This window comes from Convivina intestini (assembly GCF_003096575.1).
GTDB classification, from domain to species: Bacteria; Bacillota; Bacilli; order Lactobacillales; family Lactobacillaceae; genus Convivina; species Convivina intestini.
In genome coordinates this window covers 66,121-87,555 of record NZ_QEKT01000001.1, presented here as the reverse complement: position 1 = coordinate 87,555, position 21,435 = coordinate 66,121, and the positions used below count along the sequence as shown (strand labels likewise).

The 21,435-nt window shown below is 42.8% G+C and carries 20 protein-coding genes; 2 read left to right on the top strand and 18 right to left on the bottom strand.

The genetic code is table 11. The features are described from left to right. Positions 1-50: 50 nt before the first annotated feature. Genes aroC through aroE form a run of 4 tightly spaced genes read right to left on the bottom strand, consistent with a single transcriptional unit; the run spans position 51 to position 4,117 of the window. On the bottom strand, positions 51-1,229 hold the full coding sequence (gene aroC / locus C7384_RS00430; RefSeq protein WP_089937341.1) for a chorismate synthase: 1,179 nt from the start codon (positions 1,227-1,229) through the stop codon (positions 51-53). Between the two features lie 18 nt (positions 1,230-1,247). Next, on the bottom strand, positions 1,248-2,306 hold the full coding sequence (aroB, locus tag C7384_RS00425) for a 3-dehydroquinate synthase (protein WP_089937338.1): 1,059 nt from the start codon (positions 2,304-2,306) through the stop codon (positions 1,248-1,250). Beyond that, entirely contained in the window at positions 2,303-3,295 is a 993-nt protein-coding gene (gene aroF, locus C7384_RS00420; RefSeq protein WP_089937336.1) for a 3-deoxy-7-phosphoheptulonate synthase, read from the bottom strand. Before aroF ends, aroB begins: the two co-directional genes overlap by 4 nt. A 3-nt stretch (positions 3,296-3,298) precedes the next feature. Next, the gene (aroE, locus tag C7384_RS00415; protein WP_089937335.1) at positions 3,299-4,117 is read right to left on the bottom strand and encodes a shikimate dehydrogenase; all 819 of its coding nucleotides are present in this window, start codon (positions 4,115-4,117) and stop codon (positions 3,299-3,301) included. Between the two features lie 432 nt (positions 4,118-4,549). Between aroE and C7384_RS00410 the strand changes: the two genes are divergently transcribed. Further along, positions 4,550-6,007, top strand: coding sequence for a catalase (locus tag C7384_RS00410; protein ID WP_089937333.1), 1,458 nt, complete (start codon positions 4,550-4,552; stop codon positions 6,005-6,007). 50 nt (positions 6,008-6,057) lie between these two features. Here C7384_RS00410 and C7384_RS00405 read toward each other — a convergent pair whose 3' ends face one another. Further along, positions 6,058-6,936 (bottom strand): aldose 1-epimerase family protein, encoded by an 879-nt coding sequence (locus tag C7384_RS00405; protein ID WP_089937331.1) that lies wholly within the window; start codon positions 6,934-6,936, stop codon positions 6,058-6,060. Between the two features lie 45 nt (positions 6,937-6,981). Next, complete coding sequence (gene xerC / locus C7384_RS00400) at positions 6,982-7,887, bottom strand: tyrosine recombinase XerC (RefSeq protein ID WP_089937328.1); 906 nt, start codon at positions 7,885-7,887, stop codon at positions 6,982-6,984. Between the two features lie 132 nt (positions 7,888-8,019). On the opposite strand from xerC, the gene C7384_RS00395 reads away from it, so the two are divergent. Next, a complete protein-coding gene (locus tag C7384_RS00395; RefSeq protein WP_089937326.1) occupies positions 8,020-8,268 on the top strand; it encodes a hypothetical protein in 249 nt (82 codons plus the stop codon). A gap of 39 nt (positions 8,269-8,307) precedes the next feature. On the opposite strand, the gene C7384_RS00390 is transcribed toward C7384_RS00395, so the two are convergent. The 12 genes from C7384_RS00390 to glyQ form a co-directional block, all read right to left on the bottom strand. After that, entirely contained in the window at positions 8,308-9,651 is a 1,344-nt protein-coding gene (locus tag C7384_RS00390) for a PFL family protein (RefSeq protein WP_089937324.1), read from the bottom strand. Between the two features lie 10 nt (positions 9,652-9,661). Continuing rightward, the gene (locus C7384_RS00385; RefSeq protein WP_089937322.1) at positions 9,662-9,931 is read right to left on the bottom strand and encodes an ACT domain-containing protein; all 270 of its coding nucleotides are present in this window, start codon (positions 9,929-9,931) and stop codon (positions 9,662-9,664) included. 20 nt (positions 9,932-9,951) lie between these two features. Beyond that, positions 9,952-10,395, bottom strand: coding sequence for a nucleoside 2-deoxyribosyltransferase (locus C7384_RS00380; protein ID WP_089937320.1), 444 nt, complete (start codon positions 10,393-10,395; stop codon positions 9,952-9,954). A 43-nt stretch (positions 10,396-10,438) separates the two neighbouring features. Then, positions 10,439-11,599, bottom strand: a complete 1,161-nt coding sequence (locus C7384_RS00375; protein WP_089937319.1) for a hydroxymethylglutaryl-CoA synthase — start codon at positions 11,597-11,599, stop codon at positions 10,439-10,441. Between the two features lie 17 nt (positions 11,600-11,616). After that, positions 11,617-13,239, bottom strand: coding sequence for an ABC-F family ATP-binding cassette domain-containing protein (locus tag C7384_RS00370; RefSeq protein WP_089937317.1), 1,623 nt, complete (start codon positions 13,237-13,239; stop codon positions 11,617-11,619). Positions 13,240-13,320: 81 nt separating this feature from the next. After that, a complete protein-coding gene (locus C7384_RS00365; RefSeq protein ID WP_089937315.1) occupies positions 13,321-13,710 on the bottom strand; it encodes a hypothetical protein in 390 nt (129 codons plus the stop codon). Between the two features lie 40 nt (positions 13,711-13,750). Further along, complete coding sequence (locus C7384_RS00360; protein WP_089937313.1) at positions 13,751-14,491, bottom strand: RsmE family RNA methyltransferase; 741 nt, start codon at positions 14,489-14,491, stop codon at positions 13,751-13,753. A gap of 2 nt (positions 14,492-14,493) precedes the next feature. Next, positions 14,494-15,369 carry a 50S ribosomal protein L11 methyltransferase gene (prmA, locus tag C7384_RS00355; RefSeq protein WP_089937311.1) on the bottom strand — a complete coding sequence of 292 codons (876 nt, stop codon included), beginning with the start codon at positions 15,367-15,369 and terminating at the stop codon, positions 14,494-14,496. Further along, entirely contained in the window at positions 15,366-16,439 is a 1,074-nt protein-coding gene (locus C7384_RS00350) for a zinc-binding alcohol dehydrogenase family protein (RefSeq protein WP_089937309.1), read from the bottom strand. Before C7384_RS00350 ends, prmA begins: the two co-directional genes overlap by 4 nt. A gap of 39 nt (positions 16,440-16,478) precedes the next feature. Next, on the bottom strand, positions 16,479-18,332 hold the full coding sequence (gene lepA, locus C7384_RS00345; RefSeq protein WP_089937307.1) for a translation elongation factor 4: 1,854 nt from the start codon (positions 18,330-18,332) through the stop codon (positions 16,479-16,481). Positions 18,333-18,427: 95 nt separating this feature from the next. Continuing rightward, complete coding sequence (gene glyS, locus C7384_RS00340) at positions 18,428-20,485, bottom strand: glycine--tRNA ligase subunit beta (RefSeq protein WP_089937305.1); 2,058 nt, start codon at positions 20,483-20,485, stop codon at positions 18,428-18,430. Further along, positions 20,485-21,429, bottom strand: coding sequence for a glycine--tRNA ligase subunit alpha (gene glyQ, locus C7384_RS00335; RefSeq protein ID WP_089937303.1), 945 nt, complete (start codon positions 21,427-21,429; stop codon positions 20,485-20,487). Before glyQ ends, glyS begins: the two co-directional genes overlap by 1 nt. Positions 21,430-21,435 lie beyond the last annotated feature (6 nt).

The window sequence follows — 21,435 nt, the reverse complement described above, 5'->3', positions numbered from 1 at the left end:
ATTGACTTTCCTTTACTAAATTATATGTACGTAGCCGAAGCTACTTTGACTTAAAATTCTTTAATTTCTTGGCGATACTGTTGAACTTGTTCTTTCATGCGCTCAATATTATCGGCATCAAATTTATCCAAAACTGCCTTAGCCAACTCAATAGCGACCATGGCTTCCGCAATCACCGCCGCTGCAGTCACTGCGGTGGTATCTGAGCGTTCAATCGAAGCCTTATGATTTTCATGACTGTCAATATCCACTGACTGCATGGGCCGATACAAGGTCGGAATCGGTTTAACCACACCACGAACAATGATTGGTTCGCCGGTCGTCATGCCGCCTTCAAAACCACCCAAATTATCGGAACCACGATAAAAACCACGTTCTTGACTCCAATAAATTTCATCCATAATTTGATCACCAAATTTATCGGCATTATTAAAAGCATCCCCAAACTGGACCCCCTTAAAAGCGTTAATGCCGACAATTGCTCGGGCAATTTTAGCATCTAACTTTTCATCGGCGGAAACATAGGAACCCAAGCCGACTAGTATGCCAGTGGCCATCACTTGCACCTGTCCACCCACAGTGTTGGCATCGGATTTGGCCTGATCAATCACCTGCTGGATGGCCTGATCAGCTTGAGCATCTAAAGCCCGAGTCGCAAATCCTTCCGTCACCTGACGTAATTCTTCTAAGTCTTTGTACTGGGTCAAGGTATTCAAATCTGAGTAGGCCGGCCCAACATTGACCACAAAACCATGCACATCTACGCCAATTTCAGCTAATAACTTTTTGGCAACTGCCCCAACGGCCACCCGCATAGTGGTTTCACGGGCCGAAGACCTTTCCAAAACATTCCGTAAATCTTCTTGATGACGGTATTTCATCCCACCAACTAAGTCGGCATGTCCAGGACGCGGCCGTAATACCTTACGGAGCGTATTTTCAGCACTGGCAGGTTCATCTGGCGCCATAATTTTGGACCAATTATTATGGTCATCATTATGAACATTTAAAGTAATTGGTGATCCTAAAGTAGATTGGTGCCGAACCCCGGTTAAAAAAGTTACCCGATCAGTTTCTATTTTTTGCCGTTCACCCCGGCCATAACCGTGTTGACGACGAGCCAATTGAGCATCTACATCAGCTTGACTCAGGTGCAAACCGGCCGGAATACCTTCGATAACAGCAATTTCTTCAGGTCCATGGCTTTCACCAGCTGTAATATATCGCATAAGTCCTCTTTCTAATTTTTAAATCATCGAGCGAATTTCATCTAAAGGCTTGGGGACAATGATTGGTTGGCCAACTTGGGCCAAAGCTACCATATTAATCACCCCGCCTCGATTCTTTTTATCATTAATCATGTGCTGGAAAAATAAGGGCGTTCCGACTAGGTCAGAACTAATTGGCAAACCAACAGCCTGCAAACGGTCAATTAAAGCTTGGGTGAGTCCCTCCGGACTAATCCCTTCGGCTTCAAAAACACGCGTAACAGTCACCATGCCAATTGCCACCGCCTCACCATGTCGTAAACTGCCATGGGAAAGTAATTCAATGGCATGGCCAAAAGTATGACCGAAGTTCAAAAATTGACGTTGGCCGGCCTCTTTTTCATCGCCCATTACCACCTTAGCCTTATAAGCAATTGAGCGTTCGGAGAGTTCAGGCGCATGGTCACGAATGTCTTGGACGGAACGAATTTTACCAGTGAAATTAAAGAAATCCTGTCCCTCCAAGGCTGAAGTTTTAGCAACTTCCCCATAACCCTCAACCAAATCACGATCCGTCAAAGTATCTAGATAATCACTATCAACCAAAACTAAGTCCGGTTGATAGAAGGTACCGGCAATATTTTTAGTTTCACCGAGGTTGACGGCTGTTTTACCACCGACTGAGGAATCAACTTGAGCTGTTAGGGAGGTTGCAATTTGGATAAAGGCGATGCCGCGCATGTACAAAGAGGCCACCACGCCGGATAAATCGCCAACCATACCGCCCCCAAGGGAAATCACCCCGTCTTGCCGGGTAAAACCAGCCTGGGCCATCTGGCTGATAATTTCACCAACTTTGGTTAAGGATTTTGAAGCTTCACCAGCGGGTACTTCAACTGGTAAAACTTCAAAACCAGCTTTTTCTAGCTGTCCTTGAGCACTGCTTAAATAAAGGGGGCCAACATTACTATCCGTAATAAGTACCACCTTACGTGGCTGCCAAACTGAGCGGACCTGCTCACCAATTGCTTGGTGTAATCCCTTTTCAATCTTTACATCATAATTTTTATGAGTCAATTTTACTTTGACCGTGGTCATGCAATCACCTCGTGAATCTTTCGTACGGTTGTCGCCAATACCTGGTATTGAGCTGGTGTTAAAGCTTGGGCACCATCAACAAAGGCATGGCTAGGATCATTGTGAATTTCAGTCATCAAACCTTGAGCACCAGCGGCAACAGCGGCCTGAGCCAATGGCGTTACAAATTCGCTGTGTCCAGCGGCATGCGAAGTATCAGCGATAATTGGGTAGTGAGTCAACTTTTGCAAAACTGGAATAGCGCCAACATCAAAGGTATTACGCGTATATTTACTGTCAAAAGTACGAATACCACGTTCCATCAACATAATTTGATCATTTCCACCAGCAGCAATATATTCAGCTGCATTTAATAAATCATCAATGGTGGCCGACATACCGCGCTTTAAGACCACTGGCTTGCGCTTTTGTCCTAAAGCCTTTAGCAAGGCGAAGTTTTGCATATTTCGAGTACCGACTTGGAAAATATCAGTATATTGATCAACTAAATCAACATCCCGAGTATCCAAAATTTCAGTAACCATATCCATTTCTAAAGCATCGGCAGCAGCCCGATGAGCTTTAAGCCCTGCTTCGCCATTTCCTTGGTAAGAATAAGGGGATGTCCGCGGCTTGAAGGCCCCACCACGTAGAATAGTTGCCCCAGCAGCCTTTACATCTTGTCCCATTTCCAAAACATGTTCGGGTGATTCAATTGAATCCGGTCCAGCCATTAAGACAAAATGCTTACCGCCGATAACACTGTGCTTGGTTTTAATAATGGTATCTTCTGGATGGAAGGCCCGTGAAGATTTAATGGCGGAATGATGGTTCTCAATAATTTCTTCAACTTGATCGGCAATTGCCTGCTGATCAGCTGCACTAATGTTTTTAATACCGGCTAAAGCTACTCGGTTTTGGTGAACAAACACTGGGTGAATTGGATCATGTTGATCCAACTTTTGGGCAATTTCTTGAGCAGCAGCTTCATTTTTTGCAACAATAATCATAATTTATTCCTCAATTTCTTTTTTCATCAATTTCCGGTCAGCCGGACGATTAAACCAATATTCAAAACTCAAAGCTCCCTGACCCACCAACATGGGTAAGCCATTTTGGGTCTTTAATCCGCGCGCTTGCGCTAGTTGTAGCAATTTAGTACGGGCATTGCGATAAATCATATCAACCACATAGGCTGAAGCTGGTAAATAATTGAGCATGGTAGTAGTCAATAAACAGTCGTCACCATCCATCCCAACCGTGGTGGCATTAATCAATAAGTCAGCCTGAGACAGGGCTTCTTGCAATAATTTCTCATCAACAATATCCATTAATTGAGCCTGGGGATTTAATTTAGCTAAGGCCTCTTGTCGTTGCAGCCAATCTGTATGCCGACGGTTGAAAACAGTTAGGCTAGTAACCCCATACTCCTTAGCACTAGCAATCACGGCACGAGCGGCGCCACCAGTTCCTAAAATCACTACTCGCTGCTTGACTTGTCCTTGCGGTAAACTCTTCCAAAAGCCATCTCCATCGGTACTGGTGCCAATCAGACGTCCCGCTTCAATTTTTACTGTATTAACTGCCTGTAACCGCTGGGCTAACGGAGATACTTGATCCAAATAAGGAATAACAGCTGCTTTAAAGGGGGTTGAAACATTAAAACCACCAGCCCCTAAGGCTTTTAACCCAGCTATGGCAACCGCCAACTGATTAGGATCTACATCAAAAGCCTCATAGTGAGCAGGCAAGTCGCTCGCTTGCATCATAGCATTTTGCATTTTAGGGGATTTAGAATGTCCCGCTGGATGTGCTAATAAGCCGTACAACATCCGCTCAGCCCTCCTTTCTCTCTAATTATCACGCTAACTACCTCCTAACGAAAAAAGAACCGTGCTAGCACAATCCTTAGCACGATTCTCACCCCCGCCGGTCCGGCGGAAAAATAAAAAGTCACTAAGTATTGTTTGCTAACACCCAGTGACCTAACCTCAAAAACTTCTGGTCGCTCAGTGCATCGTATTACCGACGCATTGAGCGACGGCGCTACATAAACCAGAAGTAAAAATAACTATTGTGTTGTGAGGTCATAATGGTCATAAAAGTTTCCTTAAATTTATTTATGAGTATACTTTAATTTAAATTTCATGATTTGTCAAGGATGTTCTTAGAATTAATTATCAGATATTTTATAAAAAACTTGCTAATTCATTTATCAAGTGATAAATTATAGGCATTCACAACTATACCAAAAGGAGTTTTACATGTCCGATAGAAAACTAACAACTCGCAGCGGTCATCCCTTTGCTAACAATCAGCACAGCTTATCAGCCGGCGAACGTGGCCCCCTGCTTTTACAGGATTACCAATTAATTGAAAAATTAGCTCACTTTGATCGTGAACGTATCCCCGAACGAGTTGTTCATGCTAAAGGTTCCGGTGCCATGGGACATTTTACCCTGACCAAAGATATGTCAGCCTACACCAAGGCCGATTTCTTAAACGGAGAAGGTAAGGTCACTGACACCTTTGCCCGCTTCTCATCAGTGGCTGGTGAAAAAGGTTATCCCGATACGGCTCGAGATGTTCACGGTTTTGCCGTTCGTTTCTACACTAACGAAGGAAACTATGACATCGTCGGTAACAATACGCCAGTTTTCTTTATTAATGACCCGTTGAAGTTCCCCGACTTTATTCATTCCCAAAAGCGTGAACCAAAAACTGGTTTACGTGACGACAATATGCAATGGGATTTCTGGTCTAACTCACCCGAAAGTTTGCACCAATTAACGACCCTATTTTCCGATCGTGGTTTCCCTTATGGCTACGGTTACATGCACGGTTATGGTTCTCACACTTTCAAATGGGTTAACGCACAGGGCGAACAATTCTGGGTTAAATACCATTTCAAGTCCAACCATGGCATTAAAAATCTATCCCCTGAAGATGCCACAGCCATGATGGCCAAAGATACTGACTGGCACCGCCACCAAATGTTTGATGCCATTGAAAATGGTGACTATCCATCTTGGACCGTTAAAGTTCAAATTATTCCTTATGAAGAAGGTTTGAATTATAAATACGATATCTTTGATGTAACCAAGGTTGTTTCTCAACACGATTATCCTTTGATTGAAATTGGACAATTTGTGCTGGACCACAACCCGGGTAACTTCTTCCGCGATGTCGAACAAGCGGCCATGTCCCCGGCTAACCTAGTGCCTGGAATCGAACCTTCATTAGATAAGTTACTCCAGGGTCGTTTATTCTCTTATAACGATACCCAACGCTATCGTCTCGGAGCCAACTATCAAGATATTCCGGTTAACCGACCAAAGGCTGGCGTCAATGTTGATACCTACGAACGTGATGGCTACATGACTACTAATGACAATGGTGGTGATTCCGTTGTCTATGAGCCAAACACCAAGGGTGGTCCGGTCGAAGATCATCGCGGTGACATTGCTGGAGATGAAGTATCCGGTAAAACTGGCAATTACCCCGCCTACGACCAGGATTACTTCTCTCAACCAGCTGCCTTGTACAATTTGATGACTGAGGATCAAAAAGAGATTCTAACGCAAGGGATTGCCGATTCATTAGGTTACATTGATGATCTTGCAACCCAAGAACGTCAAATTAATTTGTTTAAGCAAGTTGACGCCGATTATGGTCAACGGATTGCTGACAAAATCGCAGCCATTAAGGCCCAGCAACAATAACCATACAAAAAATGACTTGAATTTAAAATTCAAGTCATTTTTTAGTCTTCCTAGAAGAAAGTCATGCTGTAAGAACCTTCGAAGGTATCCCCGGCTGCCAAGACATTGACACCAAATTTCTCCTTGAAATTCCCAGTCGCATCAACTGTATCAGCAATCCCCCACCATGGCTCAATGGCAATGAAAGGTGCCTCTTTCCCAGCTGGGGTCCAAATCCCTAGGAATTGGGCATTTTCAACTGTCATCTTCATGCCATGCTGGTTAGCCAAACGGGCCAACAAAAAACTAGTCCGCTGACGATCAAGCTTTAAGACAATCGCATCATCATGATAATCTTCCTGACGTAAACGCAAAGGAATATTAGCATTAAATGGCGTTGGTAAATTAGGATTAGAATATGGTCCTACCAACCGAACTCGATCGTAAACAATTTCAGGTTCAATTGACAAATAATAATCTGAAAATTTACCACCATCAAGTGGTAGATTAAAGGCTGGGTGCCCCCCAACGCTAAAGAAGAGGGTTTCCTTCTCATCTGGATTATGAACAATGTAATCCACCTTAACCTCATCATTATCAGTTAAGATAAACCGCACATCAAAACGGAATTTAAAGGGATAAATCCGCAAAGTCGACTCATTATCAGTCAAACGCAAGACAACTTCTTGCTCGCTTTGTTCAACAACATCAAACCGCATATTGCGGGCGAAACCATGTTGATTCATGTAATAAGTTTCACCGTCGACTACAAACTGGTCACCTCGTAAACGACCCACGATTGGAAATAAGTTCGGTGCATGCCGGCCCCAATATTTAGGATCCCCAACCCAAATATATTCTAATTGAGCCGCTTTATTCCAGACGCTGGTTAACTCGGCTCCCTCTTCGTTGATTTTTACTTGTAAGTTATTATTCTCTAAAATAATCATGTTTTAATTTTACTATTGTTACCGTTTGAAAACAATTGCAAAAATTTATCGTTTTGCCCGGGGAAAAAAATTGCGGTAATTTTCTTGCAAACTGGCCCGAGAAACGTGGGTATAAATCTGAGTCGTCGATAAATTAACATGCCCTAATAGTTCTTGTACAGTTCGCATATCAGCGCCATAATTGAGTAAATGCGTGGCAAAACTATGACGGAGCATGTGGGGATGAATTTTCCCGGTCAGACTAGTTTTTTTCATCAATTGTTGCAAAATATAACTAATACCAGCGGTAGTTAAAGGTTTACCCCGTTGATTCACAAAGACATAATTATGTTGTTGTCCTTGTAATAATTCTGGCCGTAACTGGTTTAAATACTGCTGAAGGGCTTGCTGGGCAAAATGACCAAAGGGTACATAACGATCACGTTGTCCTTTTCCATGAAGTAAGACTAGCCGCTGACTAAAATCGATTTGATTAATTTCTAGCTGAGCAACTTCTGCTACTCGCGCTCCAGTTGCATAAAAAAATTCTAGTAAGGCAGCATCTCGTTGCCAAAGGGGGTGTTGGTCATGATTATAGGCCACTGCAAAGAGCTCATCTAACTCACTTTCATAAAAAAACTCCGGTAAGTGATCTTGATGCTTTTTTAAAGCGACCTGACTAAAAGGATTATCGGTCACGTATTGCCGATTTAATAAAAACTGATAAAAAGTCCTTAAACTACTGACCTTTCGAGCAATCGTAGTCCGGGCCTGCTGAGCTTCATAGAGGCTCGCTAAATAGACCCGCACGTCTAAATTTTGCACCGCTTGAAAGCTAGTAAAACCACCATTCTGATGCAAATAATCTTTAAAATGGCCAATATCAGTTAGATAGGCCTTAACCGTTTGTGGTGAATATTGCCGTTCAGCAGTTAAATATTCGGCATATAATTTTTCTAAATTTCGTGACATGTCTTTTATTATAACTTTTTAACATGCTAAATGTTAAGAACTAGTAAAGTTCCTTATGATTTGTAAAAGACCCGCCTTTCTGTGCTTTAAACCGCTATAGTTAAGGGAAGAAGTAACCCAAGGAGGTCAATTATGAACTTACCAGTTTCATCAACAGCCGATACTTTACGTCATTTTATTCTTGATATTCAAAGTAAGTTTGCTGGATCTTTAAATCACTTTCGCGATAACATTTTAAACACTCGTGATGCCCGTGTCGCTGCGAAGCGTGGCGAGGCCTTTGTGCCAAAACACTATCCCCTACAATTGGACAAAAATAAGCGTGTTTACGTGCGTAATGATCGTTACGCTTATTCCCCAAAGAATAAATCGGTAAAATAATTCATAAAAAAACGGCTAAACTAAGCCGTTTTTTTGTGTTTAATTTTTAAATGAATGAATTGGTGCTGGAATATGACCGCCACGATTGATAAAATCAGCACTCGACTTTTCGATCACTGGCATAACCGGCGCAGTTCCTAATAAACCACCGTAATCAACCATGTCACCCACCTTGGTACCGTTAGTTGGTAGCAAGCGGACAGCCGTGGTTTTATTATTTTGCACCCCAATCGCCGCTTCATCAGCAATAATGGCACTAATGGTCGTAGCTGGCGTATCACCAGGTACAGCAATCATGTCTAATCCAACTGAACAAACTGACGTCATTGCTTCTAATTTGGCTAGGGAAAGCGTTCCTGCTACGGCCGCGTCAATCATCCCTGCATCTTCAGAAACTGGGATAAAGGCCCCAGAAAGCCCACCAACTTGTTGGGAAGCCATGACCCCGCCCTTTTTAACGGCATCATTTAACAACATCAAAGTTGCGGTCGTGCCATGGGTGCCGACTTGCTCTAGTCCAATTTCTTCTAGAATTTCAGCCACAGAATCACCCCGGGCTGGGGTTGGTGCCAAACTCAAATCCACAATGCCAAAGGGTACCTGTAAACGCTGTGCTGCCAAGCTCCCCACAAATTGCCCAACACGGGTAATCTTAAAGGCTGTTTGCTTGATGGTCTCGGTGACCACATCAATTGGTTGGCCCTTAACCTGCGTTAAGGCTCGTTTAACCACTCCCGGTCCAGAAACACCGACATTAATCACCACATCCGGTTCACTGACTCCGTGAAAAGCACCCGCCATGAAGGGATTATCTTCCACGGCGTTCGCAAAAACCACCATCTTAGCATTGGCTGTATCGGATTTATCCGTGATGTTTTTAATCGTTTCACCCATTAATTTAATGGCGTCTAAATTAATACCGGCCTTAGATGAACCAATGTTGACGCTAGACATGACCAAGTCAGTCTCAGTCAAAGCGCGCGGTAGCGACTTAATCAAGGCCAAATCACCATGGGAAAAGCCTTTTTGAACTAAGGCTGAATAGCCCCCAATAAAGTCCACGCCAACTTCTTTAGCCGCCCGGTCTAAGGCGTGGGCTAAGACCAAAATTTCTTCTTCATTAGCTGAACCAGCAATCAAAGAAATCGGTGTAACACTAATTCGCTTGTTAGTGATGGGAATCCCATATTCCCGTTCAATTTGTTGGGCAACGGCGACTAAGTGTTGGGCATACTTGGTAATCTTTTGATAGACTCGTTCAGCTGTGTCGTTGACATCAGCTCCCACCGTATCTAGCAGGGAAATTCCCATTGTTACTGTTCGAATATCCAAATGATCTTCGGCAACCATTTGAATTGTTTCACGTATTTGCTTTGTATCCATGGGTTACCGCCTAAACTCGTGCCATTGCATCAAAAATTTCTTCCCGCTGAACATGGATAGTCACACCCAATTGTTGACCGGTAGTTTCTAAAGCCTGTTGCATAGCGTTAAAATCATTGGCTTGGGGTAAAGCAACTAACATTGACATGGTAAAAGTTGTGTCCATAATCGTTTGGGCCATGTCTAAAATGTTAGCTCCTTCTTGGGCCAAAGTCTGAGCTACGCCAGCAACAATCCCCGCCTTATCTTTACCAACTACAGTCACTACTGCTTTAATCATTCTTTCTACTCCTCTGCTCTTTAAAACATTTCTCCGTCATACGGAATGCTTGTTAATTGATCAAAATCATATTCTGCCAACTGACTTTCTTGCGTCAAAAAGGCTGTCAAGGATTTCCCTAACATCAAGTTAACTGAACCAGGCTTTTCCTTAAACAAAATAATTGGATGTCCAGTTGCATGGGCATACCCGATTTCCCATGCTGTTCCAGAATCAACCTGATCATCGACATAATCAACGATTGCCACAACGACATCTGCCTCATCAATGGCCTGGACATCTCCTTGGTAGGTTACCGTCTGCCAAGCCGGACTAAACATTTCATATTCTTCATGCTGATGTTTACGAGGTGAAAAAACTTCCCCAATTTGTGGATGTGAAGCTAACAGCGTTTCCAATCGGCTAACCCGATCGATCTGCTCTTCGTCAAAAAAAGGACCTGCTAAATAAATATTTTTAGTCATAACCATACTCCTTTATTAAATCCAAACTACCTACAATAACATTCTAGCGATAAAGTCGTTGACCCGCTCGCCAACCGAAAAATTGGCAAGTTGAGCGGTCATCTAGGGCTGCTGATTTTTGATCTTGATGAGAATCATATAACTGTGATTTAAACACTTTTTCATACTCAACCACACTCAAACGTTGCCGTTTAACCAATTGATAATCAAGGACGGTGGCATTAATCAAAGCTTGATAATCAGGTTGAAGGGTCAAACTAAATAGTTCTGCTTCGGCTCCTGATCCAAAACTAAATAAATTGACTTGATCACCGGCCTGTAAACTATCATCATGGGCCAAAAGCGATAGTAAACTCAAATACACCGAACCAGTATATAAATTACCAACCTGGCGACTATATTGTTGACTGGCCAACAAACGTTTAGTTAAAGATTCTTGCTGATCAACCGAGGCTTGGTCGATAATTTGATTCAAGGCCTTTTTACCCATTTTAGTATAGGGTAAATGAAAGGCAAAAGCGGCCACATCGGCAATTGTTTGCTTATTTTTTTGACAATACTTTTGCCATAGCTCAACAAACATCGTCAGATAAATTTCCGTTGATAAATGGCCGTCTACTAGGGCCGTATCCGAGTCTAAGGGACGCCAAAAATCAGCTACTTCGCGGCTCATAAAGACCGAATCATTATTAATCACGGCTAATTGCGGATCAGCACTGACCAACATGGCAATGGCCCCGGCCCCCTGGGTGACTTCCCCAGCGGTATTTAAACCATAGCGAGCAATATCAGCAGCGACCACCAAAACTTTACGGTCTGGATGCAAGGTCACATAGTCTCGCGCACTCATTAAAGCGTAAGTTCCACCGTAACAAGCCTGTTTAACTTCAATCGTCCGTAAATCATCGGGGAGTTCCAACAACTTTTTTAAGTAAATTGCTGCTGATTTGGAATTATCAATGCCCGATTCCGTGGCAAAAATCACTTCATCAATTTGATGACCGTTGTCTTCATTTATAATTTGTCGGCTGGCATTAACCGCCATGGTCACAACATCTTCATAGTTAGGAACCACGGCCTGCCAGTCTTGCCCGATACCAATCTTAAATTTATCAGGATCAACACCCCGGGCCTGAGCTAAGTCAGTTAAATTTAAGACATAATCAGGTGTATAAAAAGCGATTTGATCAATACCTACCTGCATCTCAGACTCCTTTGTGCTTAATAAAGTTGAGCGACTTTTTCTTGAATACTTTCACTGTTAATAAATTCATCATAAGTTGTATCAAGTCGATCAACACAGCCCTTAGCGGAAACTTCGACCACGTGATTGACGGTCGTTTCCAGGAATTCATGATCGTGAGAAGTCATAATAATTGAACCCTTAAAGGACTTCACCGCATCGTTTAGGGATTGAATTGATTCCAAATCTAAGTGGTTAGTTGGATCATCCATTAGCAAAACGTTGGCCTTAAGTAGCATCATTTTAGCCAAAACAATGCGAACTTTTTCACCACCAGATAGGACACTGATTTCTTTTAGGGCATCATCACCCTTAAACAACATTTGACCCAACATGCCGCGCAATGAAGTATTGTCCTTTTGCTCTTCTTCAGCAAAGTCGCGCAACCAATCCAAAACGACTGCATCTTGCTTATCAAAGTTATCGTTTAAATCTTTGGCAATGTATGAGCGACTAGTCGTAACACCCCAAGTCACAGTTCCCTCATCGGGTGCCATTTCACCGGCAATAATTTTCATCAAAGTGGTACTAGCCAAATCTGACCGAGATAAAATTGCAATTTTATCCCCGGGACGGCCAATGAAATTAATGTTATCTAAAATCTTTTGGCCATCAATGGTTTTAGAAACTCCTTCCAACCGAATTAAGTCATTTCCCAATTCCCGATTAATTTCAAAATTAATGTAGGGATACTTTCGCGATGAAGGCTTAATATCATCCAGAGTAATTTTATCTAACTGTTTTTTACGGGCAGTTGCTTGTTTAGACTTAGAAGCATTAGCTGAAAAACGGGCCACGAATTCCTGCAACTGCTTAATTTGTTCTTCTTTTTTGGCATTTTGTTGACCGGCCAAACGCTGAGCCAGTTCAGATGATTCCCGCCAGAAATCATAGTTACCAACAAAGGGCGTAATCTTACCAAAATCAACATCCAAAATGTTAGTTGATACGACATTTAAGAAGTGACGATCGTGGGAAACCACAATGACCAAGTTAGGAAAATCAGCCAAGAAATCCTCCAACCAGGTAATCGTTTGGACATCCAATCCATTAGTCGGCTCATCTAAAATCAAAATATCAGGATTACCAAACAAAGCTTGGGCTAGGAGCACCTTAATCTTATCGTTTTCAGTCAATTCGCTCATTAGTGACTGTTGCTGTTGGTCATTGATGCCTAACTTGGTTAGCATTTGAGCGGCTTCGGCTTCAGCGTTCCAACCATCTAGTTCCTCAAATTCCGCGCTTAAGTGGGCCACTTGAACCCCATCCTCATCACTAAAATCAGGTTTAGCGTAAATGGCATCCATTGAACTCTTCACTTCATAAAGACGCTTATGTCCTTGCAAAACTGTATCCATGACCGTAAATTCGTCAAAGGCGAAGTGATCCTGTTGCAAGGAGGACATTCGCTCCCCTTCGCCAATATTAATAGTTCCTGATGTTGGTTCCAACTGGCCCTGTAGCAATTTTAAAAAGGTAGATTTACCGGCACCATTGGCCCCAATAATCCCATATGTATGCCCTGGGGTTAGTTTTAAATTAACGTCTTGATACAACTTATGACCTGAAAAACTAAAGGACATGTCAGCTACTGTAATCAATGTGTTTCCTCCTTGGAATGCTTGCGTATTAATACTCTTTTTAGTGTAACAGAAAAGGGCGCGTCAATTCGCGCCGTAAAATCAATTGCCTAAATCGTGAAAACCATTTTCAACTGATACAAAATTTTCATCCGGATCATCGCGTGTATCACGCAAGAAAGTAAATAGACTCAAAATTAAGTAAAATAAACTAAAGTAATAACCATATTGATTTGAAACTAAATTCAATAACAGTGTGGTTAGTAAGGCAAAAATTAAAGGCTGAACTACCAACCACAGCGGCGATAGACCATGCTTGCGAATTTGCCAACCAAAGTACAGAGCATAACCACCGTTTAGGATAAAGAAAATCCATACAATCGGGGTTACCCCATACCAACCCAACCAATCTCCTAATTGAGGTAAGCCATAGGCCAAAATAATCATTAAGAATAACTGCTGTATTTCAAAACGGCGTAAAATTTTTTTCATGAAGATCTACTTCCTTAAAATGCCAAATTAAATTGCCGGATTATTGTAATTCCGTCAAAACGCTGATACCTGACAAGGCATAAATTGGGGCAGTTTCAGCCCGTAAAATTCGAGGACCGAGGCCAACCGGCTTATAATCAGCCTGCACCAACTGCTGGATTTCATATGAGCTCAATCCCCCTTCAGGACCAAACCACAGGCACAGTGATTGACCAGTTTTTAAAGTACTAATTTCTTGGACAAAACGACTACTTTCGCCCTCTTTAGCCGACTCTTCCCAAGCGACTAAAGCCATATCGGCTTTAATTTGCAAAGCCTGTTCCACTTTTAGTAAGTCAATTTTAGCGACTACTAAGCGGTGAGACTGTTGGGCAGCCGCCAAAGCAATTTTTTCCAGTCGAACTTGTTTTTTTGCCGCTTGTTTTTGCCAGTCGACCACCGAACGAGCCATTCTAGTAAAAACAATCCGACTAACACCTAGCTCGGTTGCTTTTTGTACGAGCCAATCCGAACGATCGTTTTTTAAAGGAGACACCACCAAAGTGACTGCCACCGGTAGTTCGACCTGCTGATGCAACTCTTTGACAATGGTCAAGGCCATTTTTTCAGCATCGATTGAATCAACCTTAGCAACCACTAAACGCTGTTGTTGATCCACAAACTCAGCCTGACTGCCAACTTTAGCGCGTAACACTCGACCAAAATGTTGGTAAGTATCAGTATCCTTTACCAATTCAAATTGATTAGTATCGAGCGTTTGATTTAAGAAATAACGTTGCACGACTAGCCTTCCTTTTGGGTAATGTAAGCGTACCACGGACCTCGATTTAAGCGTTCAACCATCTTGAATCCTTGATTTAGGAGGTTCTTTTCAATCATTGCCGCCTGGTCTTCATAAATACCAGAAACTAAGAAATATCCCCCAGCAACTAGATGCTCCTTGGCCTGGGGAATCAGTGGTTCAATTACATCAGCTAAAATATTGGCCATAATGATGTCAAAATCATAATCAGGTACTTGCTTTAATAAATCAGATACTACTAAATCAACATCTTGTGCTACTGGATTAAGGTTTAAATTCTGTTGTGCCGTTGTCACGGCCGCTTGGTCAATATCAGTCCCTAAAACGTAATCGACCCCTAATAATTTAGCAGCAATCGCCAAAACTCCTGAGCCAGTCCCGACATCAAGTACTTTTTCACCACCACGCACAATCGTCTCGACAACTTGTAACATCAAAGAAGTGGTCGGATGTGTACCGGTACCAAAGGCGGTCTCTGGATCCATGATAATTAATTTTTCATCACTTTGTTGCCGTTGATAATCTTCCCAGGCCGGCACTACCGTTAACTGCCGAGTAATCCGACTAGCATGGTAGTATTCTTTCCAGTTGTTTTCCCAATCACTGGGCTCCAATTGCCTTTGACTGGGCGTAATTTCCGGTAAGAATAGGCCTGTTGCTTGCAGGTTCTTTAAGGCTTGGTCAAATTTTTGATAATTTTGCCTAAAATCATCATTTTCTTCCAAATAAACCGTTAAATCAACCGTCTGTTCTTGATCAGCTAACTCAACACCCGTAGCACCATTACTAACTAAAGCATCAGCCACCAGCTCAGCACTATCGACTGGTACATGATAGGTTAGCGCAACCCAAGTCATTGCTCATCCTCTTGATAGTCAATCACAACCTTACCCAGAGTATGATGGCCTTCAACAATTTTAGTAGCCTGCTTTAAAGACTCAACACTAAGTCCTTGGTAGAACTTAGTAGCCGTTGACTTCAACTCACCTTCATCCAGTAAGGTGGCAATCTTTGTTAAAATATCGCCCTGTTCCTGCAAATTATGATTGAAGTTACCACGAGCTAGGATAAAGACCCATGTAAATTGAGCGCCAATTTCTTTCAAAGCCCCAATATCAACTGGCTTCGTATTAGTTACAATGCCAGCAATACGACCAAAGGGCTTAATGGTATTCACCATCAAATCCCAATAGGCATCCGTATCTTGTAAGTTGGCAATATAATCAACTTTGGGATAACCCAATTTACTCAATTGTCCGGCCAAATCTTCATGATAGTCCAAAACATGGTCGGCACCTAAGCCTTCTTCCCAAGCTCTTGATTCTTTATTACCTGCCGTAGCGATAACTGTCAAACCGATGTATTTGGCCAATTGAATTAAAATTGATCCAACGCCACCCGCACCATTAATAATCAATAATGTTTTATCTTGGACACTGTCCCGTTCCACGGTCAAACCAAAAGCTTGATGCAAAATATCATAGGCCGTAATCGATGTCAGTGGCATAGCGGCTGCTTGACTGGCTGATAATTCACGTGGGGCATGAGCCACCAAGGCTGCTTTAATCACTTGATATTGAGCATTAGTTCCAATTTGAGGTTGCGTTCCAGTATAAAAGACCTGGTCGCCAACCACAAAATCATCAACGTTTTTACCAAGAGCTTCAACTTCACCAACGGCGTCTAAACCTAATACTTTAAAAATACCATCTAAGTGATAATTTACCCGCGTTTTAATATCAATCGGATTAACCGAACTAGCACTAATTTTAACTAATAATTCTCCTTCGGCTGGCTTAGGCTTTGGAATTTGACGGCTAATGAAGGCATCTTTTTCAGACAGCTCAGCATTATGGTTAATTCCAACCGCCATCATCTTGGGTTGGAAGCGCTGCATTAAATTTTTAAATGGTGTCAGAATTGACATGCTATTTCTCCTCTAGCTATTTTAAATTCAGTAATTAATTTAATTACCACGAGCAAATTTTTCATCATCATCGGTTTTCAAAACTGCCATAAAGGCTTCTTGTGGCACACTTACGGTACCAACATCCTTCATTCGGGCTTTCCCACGCTTTTGTTTATCCAACAATTTAGCTCGTCGGTCTGGATCTCCCGTATGGATTTTAGCGGTAACATCCTTACGATAAGCCTTGATGTTTGTCCGGGCCAATATTTTGTTACCAATTGCGGCTTGAACTGGAATTTCAAAGTTTTGCCGGGGAATAATTTCCTTTAACTTGGCCGTAATAATCCGCCCCCGTTCAACGGCAAAGTCACGATGGACGATAAAGCTCAAGGCATCGACCTTACTGCCATTTAGAAGAATATCAATCTTAACCAAATCAGATGGTCGATAACCAGCTAAATCGTAATCTAGTGAGGCATAACCACGCGTATTTGACTTCAACTTGTCAAAGAAGTTAAAAATAATTTCCGATAACGGCATGTAATATTTAACGTTAACCCGGTTTTCATCCAAATATTCTAAGGTATCAAATTCGCCCCGTTTACGCTGAGCAAGCTCCATGACTGATCCGACATATTCGTTAGGTACCATGATTTGAGCGTGAATATAGGGTTCTTCAATCTCTTTGATTTGTTGTGATTCTGGTAATTCCGATGGGTTTTCAATCGATAATACTTCCCCATCGACTGTTTTCACTCGGTAAGTAACCGAAGGTGCCGTGGTAACTAGGTCCAAATCAAATTCACGTTCGAGTCGTTCCTGAATGACATCCATGTGCAAGAGGCCTAAGAAACCAACACGATAACCAAATCCTAGGGCCTGGGATGTTTCCGGCTCAAAGGTCAAAGCCGCATCATTTAACTGTAACTTCTCCAAAGCTTCGCGCAAATCACCATAACGGGCGTTATCAGATGGATACAACCCCGAGTAGACCATCGGGGTCATCGGTTGATAACCCGGCAAAGCTTCTTGGGCGGGATTTTGAACCGAGGTGATTGTATCACCGGAATGGGTCGTGTGAATATCCTTAATCGAAGCCGTCAGGTAGCCAACATCACCAGCCATTAGATAATCACGCTTTTGGGCATTCGGTGACATGACCCCGACTTCCGTAACCTCATATTCAGCACCGGTGTTCATCATCTTAATCCGGTCGCCAGGCTTAACCACACCCTCTCGAACCCGGATATTGACCACCACGCCCCGGTAAGAATCATACTGGGAATCAAATATTAAAGCCCGCAATGGTGCTTCCAAATCACCTTCTGGTGCAGGAAAATCACTAACAATCCGTTCCAATAATTCCGGAATACCAATTCCCTGCTTAGCCGAAACCATGACTGCTCCAGAAGCATCAATGCCAATCACGTCTTCAATTTCTTTTTGGACTTTTTGCGGGTCAGCTGCTGGCAAGTCAATCTTATTAATAACTGGTAAAATTTCTAGTTCATTATCAAGGGCCAAGTAAACATTGGCTAAGGTCTGGGCTTCGACTCCCTGAGAGGCATCGACGACTAAAATTGCCCCTTCCGCGGCAGCCAAAGAACGTGACACCTCATAGGAAAAATCAACGTGCCCGGGGGTATCAATCAAATGAAAAATATAGGTTTGCCCATCGTTGGCATCGTAATGAACTTCAACGGCATTTAACTTAATGGTGATCCCGCGTTCCCGTTCTAAATCCATGGTATCGAGCAATTGCTGTTGCATATCGCGTTCAGCCACTGTATGTGTTTGCTCCAAAATTCGGTCAGCGATAGTTGATTTCCCATGATCAATGTGGGCCACAATCGAGAAATTCCGGATCCGCTTTTGTCGCTCTTTGAGTTGGTCAATCTTAATTTCTGCCATACTTGCTCCGTCTGTTTAAAGTTTAATCCTGCTTCTATTTTACATGAAAAAGGCACAAGGTGATACTTGTGCCAATAAATAGTACGGTCAAAGCCTTACTTGATTACGATTTCTTCCAAGTCACCCATACCGGCAATCAAACGACTAATTTGATTTAACTGAGCATAACGGTTAGCCCGAATGGCCTGGTCATCATCATTAACCATTGTTGCTTCAAAATAGGCGGCAATTGGTGCCTGCAAAGCAGCCAAGGCTTCATACAAGGCCTGCGCACCAGTCTGAGTCAAATCCTTGAGATTAAGCTCCTTAGTTGCCTGGTACAACTGCTTTTCAGCATCATTAACTAATAAGTCTGGCTCAACTGCTGCATCGCTAGCTTGCTTAGCTGCCAAACGACTAACACGGGTCAAAGCTTCAATGACAGCCCTAAAGTTCGCATCATCGGCATGTTGGCTTAACACCTGAGTACGATCAGCGACATAAACAAAGTTACCTGTAACAACATTAGCCGTTCCAGCTGAAACAATATCAGCCCGAATACCTTGATCCAAGGCCTGTTTGCGCAAGCGATCAGTCATAAAGTCAATCACTTTTTCCAAATTAGTATCAGCCACTGGCAAATTATTTTGCTTATATTTACTCAAAATTGCCAATAGATCCAACTGCCAGCCCTTACTTTCTAAAGTCCGGACAATTCCACTGGCTGCTCGACGCAACCCGTAAGGATCATTTGATCCAGTTGGTACCATATCAGCTGCAAAGAAGGTCACAATGGCATCCAGCTTATCAGCCAGTGCCAACACTGCCCCAACGTTACTTTGAGCCACCACGCCATCAGCTGCAATAGGTAGGTAGTGTTCGCGAATTGCCTGTCCCACGGCGGCTTCTTCGCCAAAGAGGTTGGCATAGTGTTCACCCATAATGCCCTGTAATTCATCAAATTCACCGACCATACCGGTCATCAAATCAAACTTATAAATTTGAGCAGCACGCTGCAAGGCTTTGGTTTCATCCTCAGATAGTTGCAAATGTTGAGCTAACATAGCAGCTAATTGGCCAACCCGTTGCATGTGCTCATAGACTGTACCAATCTTTTCATGGAAGACCAATTTCTTAACCCGTTCCATGTAATCAGCAATCGTCTTTTGCTGATCTTCTTGGTAGAAGAACTCAGCATCTTCCAAACGAGCTACTAGCACCTTTTCATTTCCAGCAATCACATTATCAAGATGCTGGTCGTTCCCATTACGGACAGAAAGGAAGTGTGGTAGCAATTCTCCGGCTTGATCAATCACAAAGAAGAAACGCTGGTGTTCGCGCATAGAAGTAATCAAAACTTCCTTTGGTAGGGCCAGGTACTTATCCGCAAAGTTACCGGCAAAGGCGGTGGGCCACTCCACAATATTATTCACTTCTTCTAGCAAATCTTGAGCTGCTTTTGAATCCAAATCTAGTTGCCAGTGATTTTCTTGAGCAATGGCTGTTAATTGAGCCATAATCTTTTGCTTACGAACTGAAGCATCCGCCAAAACAAAAGCCTGCTCCAAGCTTTGTTGATAGTCATTAGCAGTTGGAATAACTACGTCACCATCGGACAAGAAGCGGTGTCCACGAGTGGTATTACCAGTCTTAACATCCAAAACCGAGAAATCAATCACTTGCCGGTCCAACATGGCTACTAACCAGCGAATTGGTCGAACATACAAGAAGTCATGGTTTCCCCACTTCATGTAAGTGGTAAATTTCATTTGCATGACCACTTCATCACCCAACTTAGCCAAAATATCAGCCGCTGGTTCGCCAGGCAAAACTTTATTAAACCAGACATAGCCGTCACGCTGCGTTAAGTTTTCTGGCATTGTACCCTGTCCGCGAGCAAAACCCTGGGCTGCTTTAGACCAATTACCCTCAGCATCCTTAGCCCGCTCAATGGCTGGCCCACGTTTTTCTTCACTGATACTTTCTGATTCAGCAGCTAGGTCGGTGATTTGGACTGCCAAACGTCGAGGTGTTGACAGGCCCTTTAATTGACCGTATGACAAACGATGGTCAGCCATAAAATCACGAACTCGCTGTAATAATTGCGCTTCTGAACTAGTTACCAAATGTGCCGGTACTTCTTCTAAGCCGATTTCTAATATAAATGTTGCCATTAGTTATTCTCCTGACGGGTGTACTTTCCATGACTGCCCAAATACTTTTCACGTAAATCTTGATCCTTTAATAAAGGAAAGCCCAACTTTGCTCGTTCTTCAATAAAGACTTTAGAAACTTTACGAGCCATGGTCCGAATACGGTGCAGGTAACCAGCACGTTCAGTGACTGAAACCGTTCCACGGGCATCTAGTAAATTAAAGGTATGCGATGACTTTAAAATATAGTCATAGGCTGGGTGAACTAGACCTAGATCCAACAAACGAGTTGCCTCGCCTTCATAATCATCAAAATGGCGTAAAAGCATGTCTTGATTAGATTCTTCAAAAGCATACTTAGAATGCTCATATTCTGGCTCTTTGAAAATATCACCATACAAAACACCATGGCCCCACTCCAAGTCATAAACCGTAGGCACATCTTGGATGTAAGATGCCAAACGTTCTAATCCATAGGTAATTTCGGCAGTAACAGAATCCACTTCGATACCACCGACCTGTTGGAAGTAGGTAAATTGGGTAACTTCCATTCCATCCAACCATACTTCCCAACCAATCCCAGCAGCCCCCATTGAAGGGTTTTCCCAGTTATCCTCAACAAAACGGATATCATGTTCTAACGGATCAATTCCCAACGCTTCCAAAGAAGCCAGATAAAGTTCTTGAATATCATCAGGCGAAGGCTTCATCACCACTTGGAATTGATGATGTTGGAACAAACGGTTCGGATTGTCACCATAACGACCATCGGCTGGTCGACGCGATGGCTGTACATAGGCAGCATGCCAAGGTTCTGGTCCATTGGCCCGTAAGAAAGTATAGGGACTTTGGGTACCAGCGCCGACTTCATTATCGTAGGCTTGCATTAGGTTAGCTCCTCGGCTAGCCCAAAACTCCTGTAAAATCAAAATAATATCTTGTAATGAATGCTTTTTTTCAGTCATAATTTT

What these genes read in the sequence shown, in the direction of transcription:
- aroC (WP_089937341.1), bottom strand. Translation starts at nt 1,229, where the DNA reads ATGCGATATATTACAGCTGGTGAAAGCCATGGACCTGAAGAAATTGCT.
- aroB (WP_089937338.1), bottom strand. Translation starts at nt 2,306, where the DNA reads ATGACCACGGTCAAAGTAAAATTGACTCATAAAAATTATGATGTAAAG.
- aroF (WP_089937336.1), bottom strand. Translation starts at nt 3,295, where the DNA reads ATGATTATTGTTGCAAAAAATGAAGCTGCTGCTCAAGAAATTGCCCAA.
- aroE (WP_089937335.1), bottom strand. Translation starts at nt 4,117, where the DNA reads ATGTTGTACGGCTTATTAGCACATCCAGCGGGACATTCTAAATCCCCT.
- C7384_RS00410 (WP_089937333.1), top strand. Translation starts at nt 4,550, where the DNA reads ATGTCCGATAGAAAACTAACAACTCGCAGCGGTCATCCCTTTGCTAAC.
- C7384_RS00405 (WP_089937331.1), bottom strand. Translation starts at nt 6,936, where the DNA reads ATGATTATTTTAGAGAATAATAACTTACAAGTAAAAATCAACGAAGAG.
- xerC (WP_089937328.1), bottom strand. Translation starts at nt 7,887, where the DNA reads ATGTCACGAAATTTAGAAAAATTATATGCCGAATATTTAACTGCTGAA.
- C7384_RS00395 (WP_089937326.1), top strand. Translation starts at nt 8,020, where the DNA reads ATGAACTTACCAGTTTCATCAACAGCCGATACTTTACGTCATTTTATT.
- C7384_RS00390 (WP_089937324.1), bottom strand. Translation starts at nt 9,651, where the DNA reads ATGGATACAAAGCAAATACGTGAAACAATTCAAATGGTTGCCGAAGAT.
- C7384_RS00385 (WP_089937322.1), bottom strand. Translation starts at nt 9,931, where the DNA reads ATGATTAAAGCAGTAGTGACTGTAGTTGGTAAAGATAAGGCGGGGATT.
- C7384_RS00380 (WP_089937320.1), bottom strand. Translation starts at nt 10,395, where the DNA reads ATGACTAAAAATATTTATTTAGCAGGTCCTTTTTTTGACGAAGAGCAG.
- C7384_RS00375 (WP_089937319.1), bottom strand. Translation starts at nt 11,599, where the DNA reads ATGCAGGTAGGTATTGATCAAATCGCTTTTTATACACCTGATTATGTC.
- C7384_RS00365 (WP_089937315.1), bottom strand. Translation starts at nt 13,710, where the DNA reads ATGAAAAAAATTTTACGCCGTTTTGAAATACAGCAGTTATTCTTAATG.
- prmA (WP_089937311.1), bottom strand. Translation starts at nt 15,369, where the DNA reads ATGACTTGGGTTGCGCTAACCTATCATGTACCAGTCGATAGTGCTGAG.
- C7384_RS00350 (WP_089937309.1), bottom strand. Translation starts at nt 16,439, where the DNA reads ATGTCAATTCTGACACCATTTAAAAATTTAATGCAGCGCTTCCAACCC.
- lepA (WP_089937307.1), bottom strand. Translation starts at nt 18,332, where the DNA reads ATGGCAGAAATTAAGATTGACCAACTCAAAGAGCGACAAAAGCGGATC.
- glyS (WP_089937305.1), bottom strand. Translation starts at nt 20,485, where the DNA reads ATGGCAACATTTATATTAGAAATCGGCTTAGAAGAAGTACCGGCACAT.
- glyQ (WP_089937303.1), bottom strand. Translation starts at nt 21,429, where the DNA reads ATGACTGAAAAAAAGCATTCATTACAAGATATTATTTTGATTTTACAG.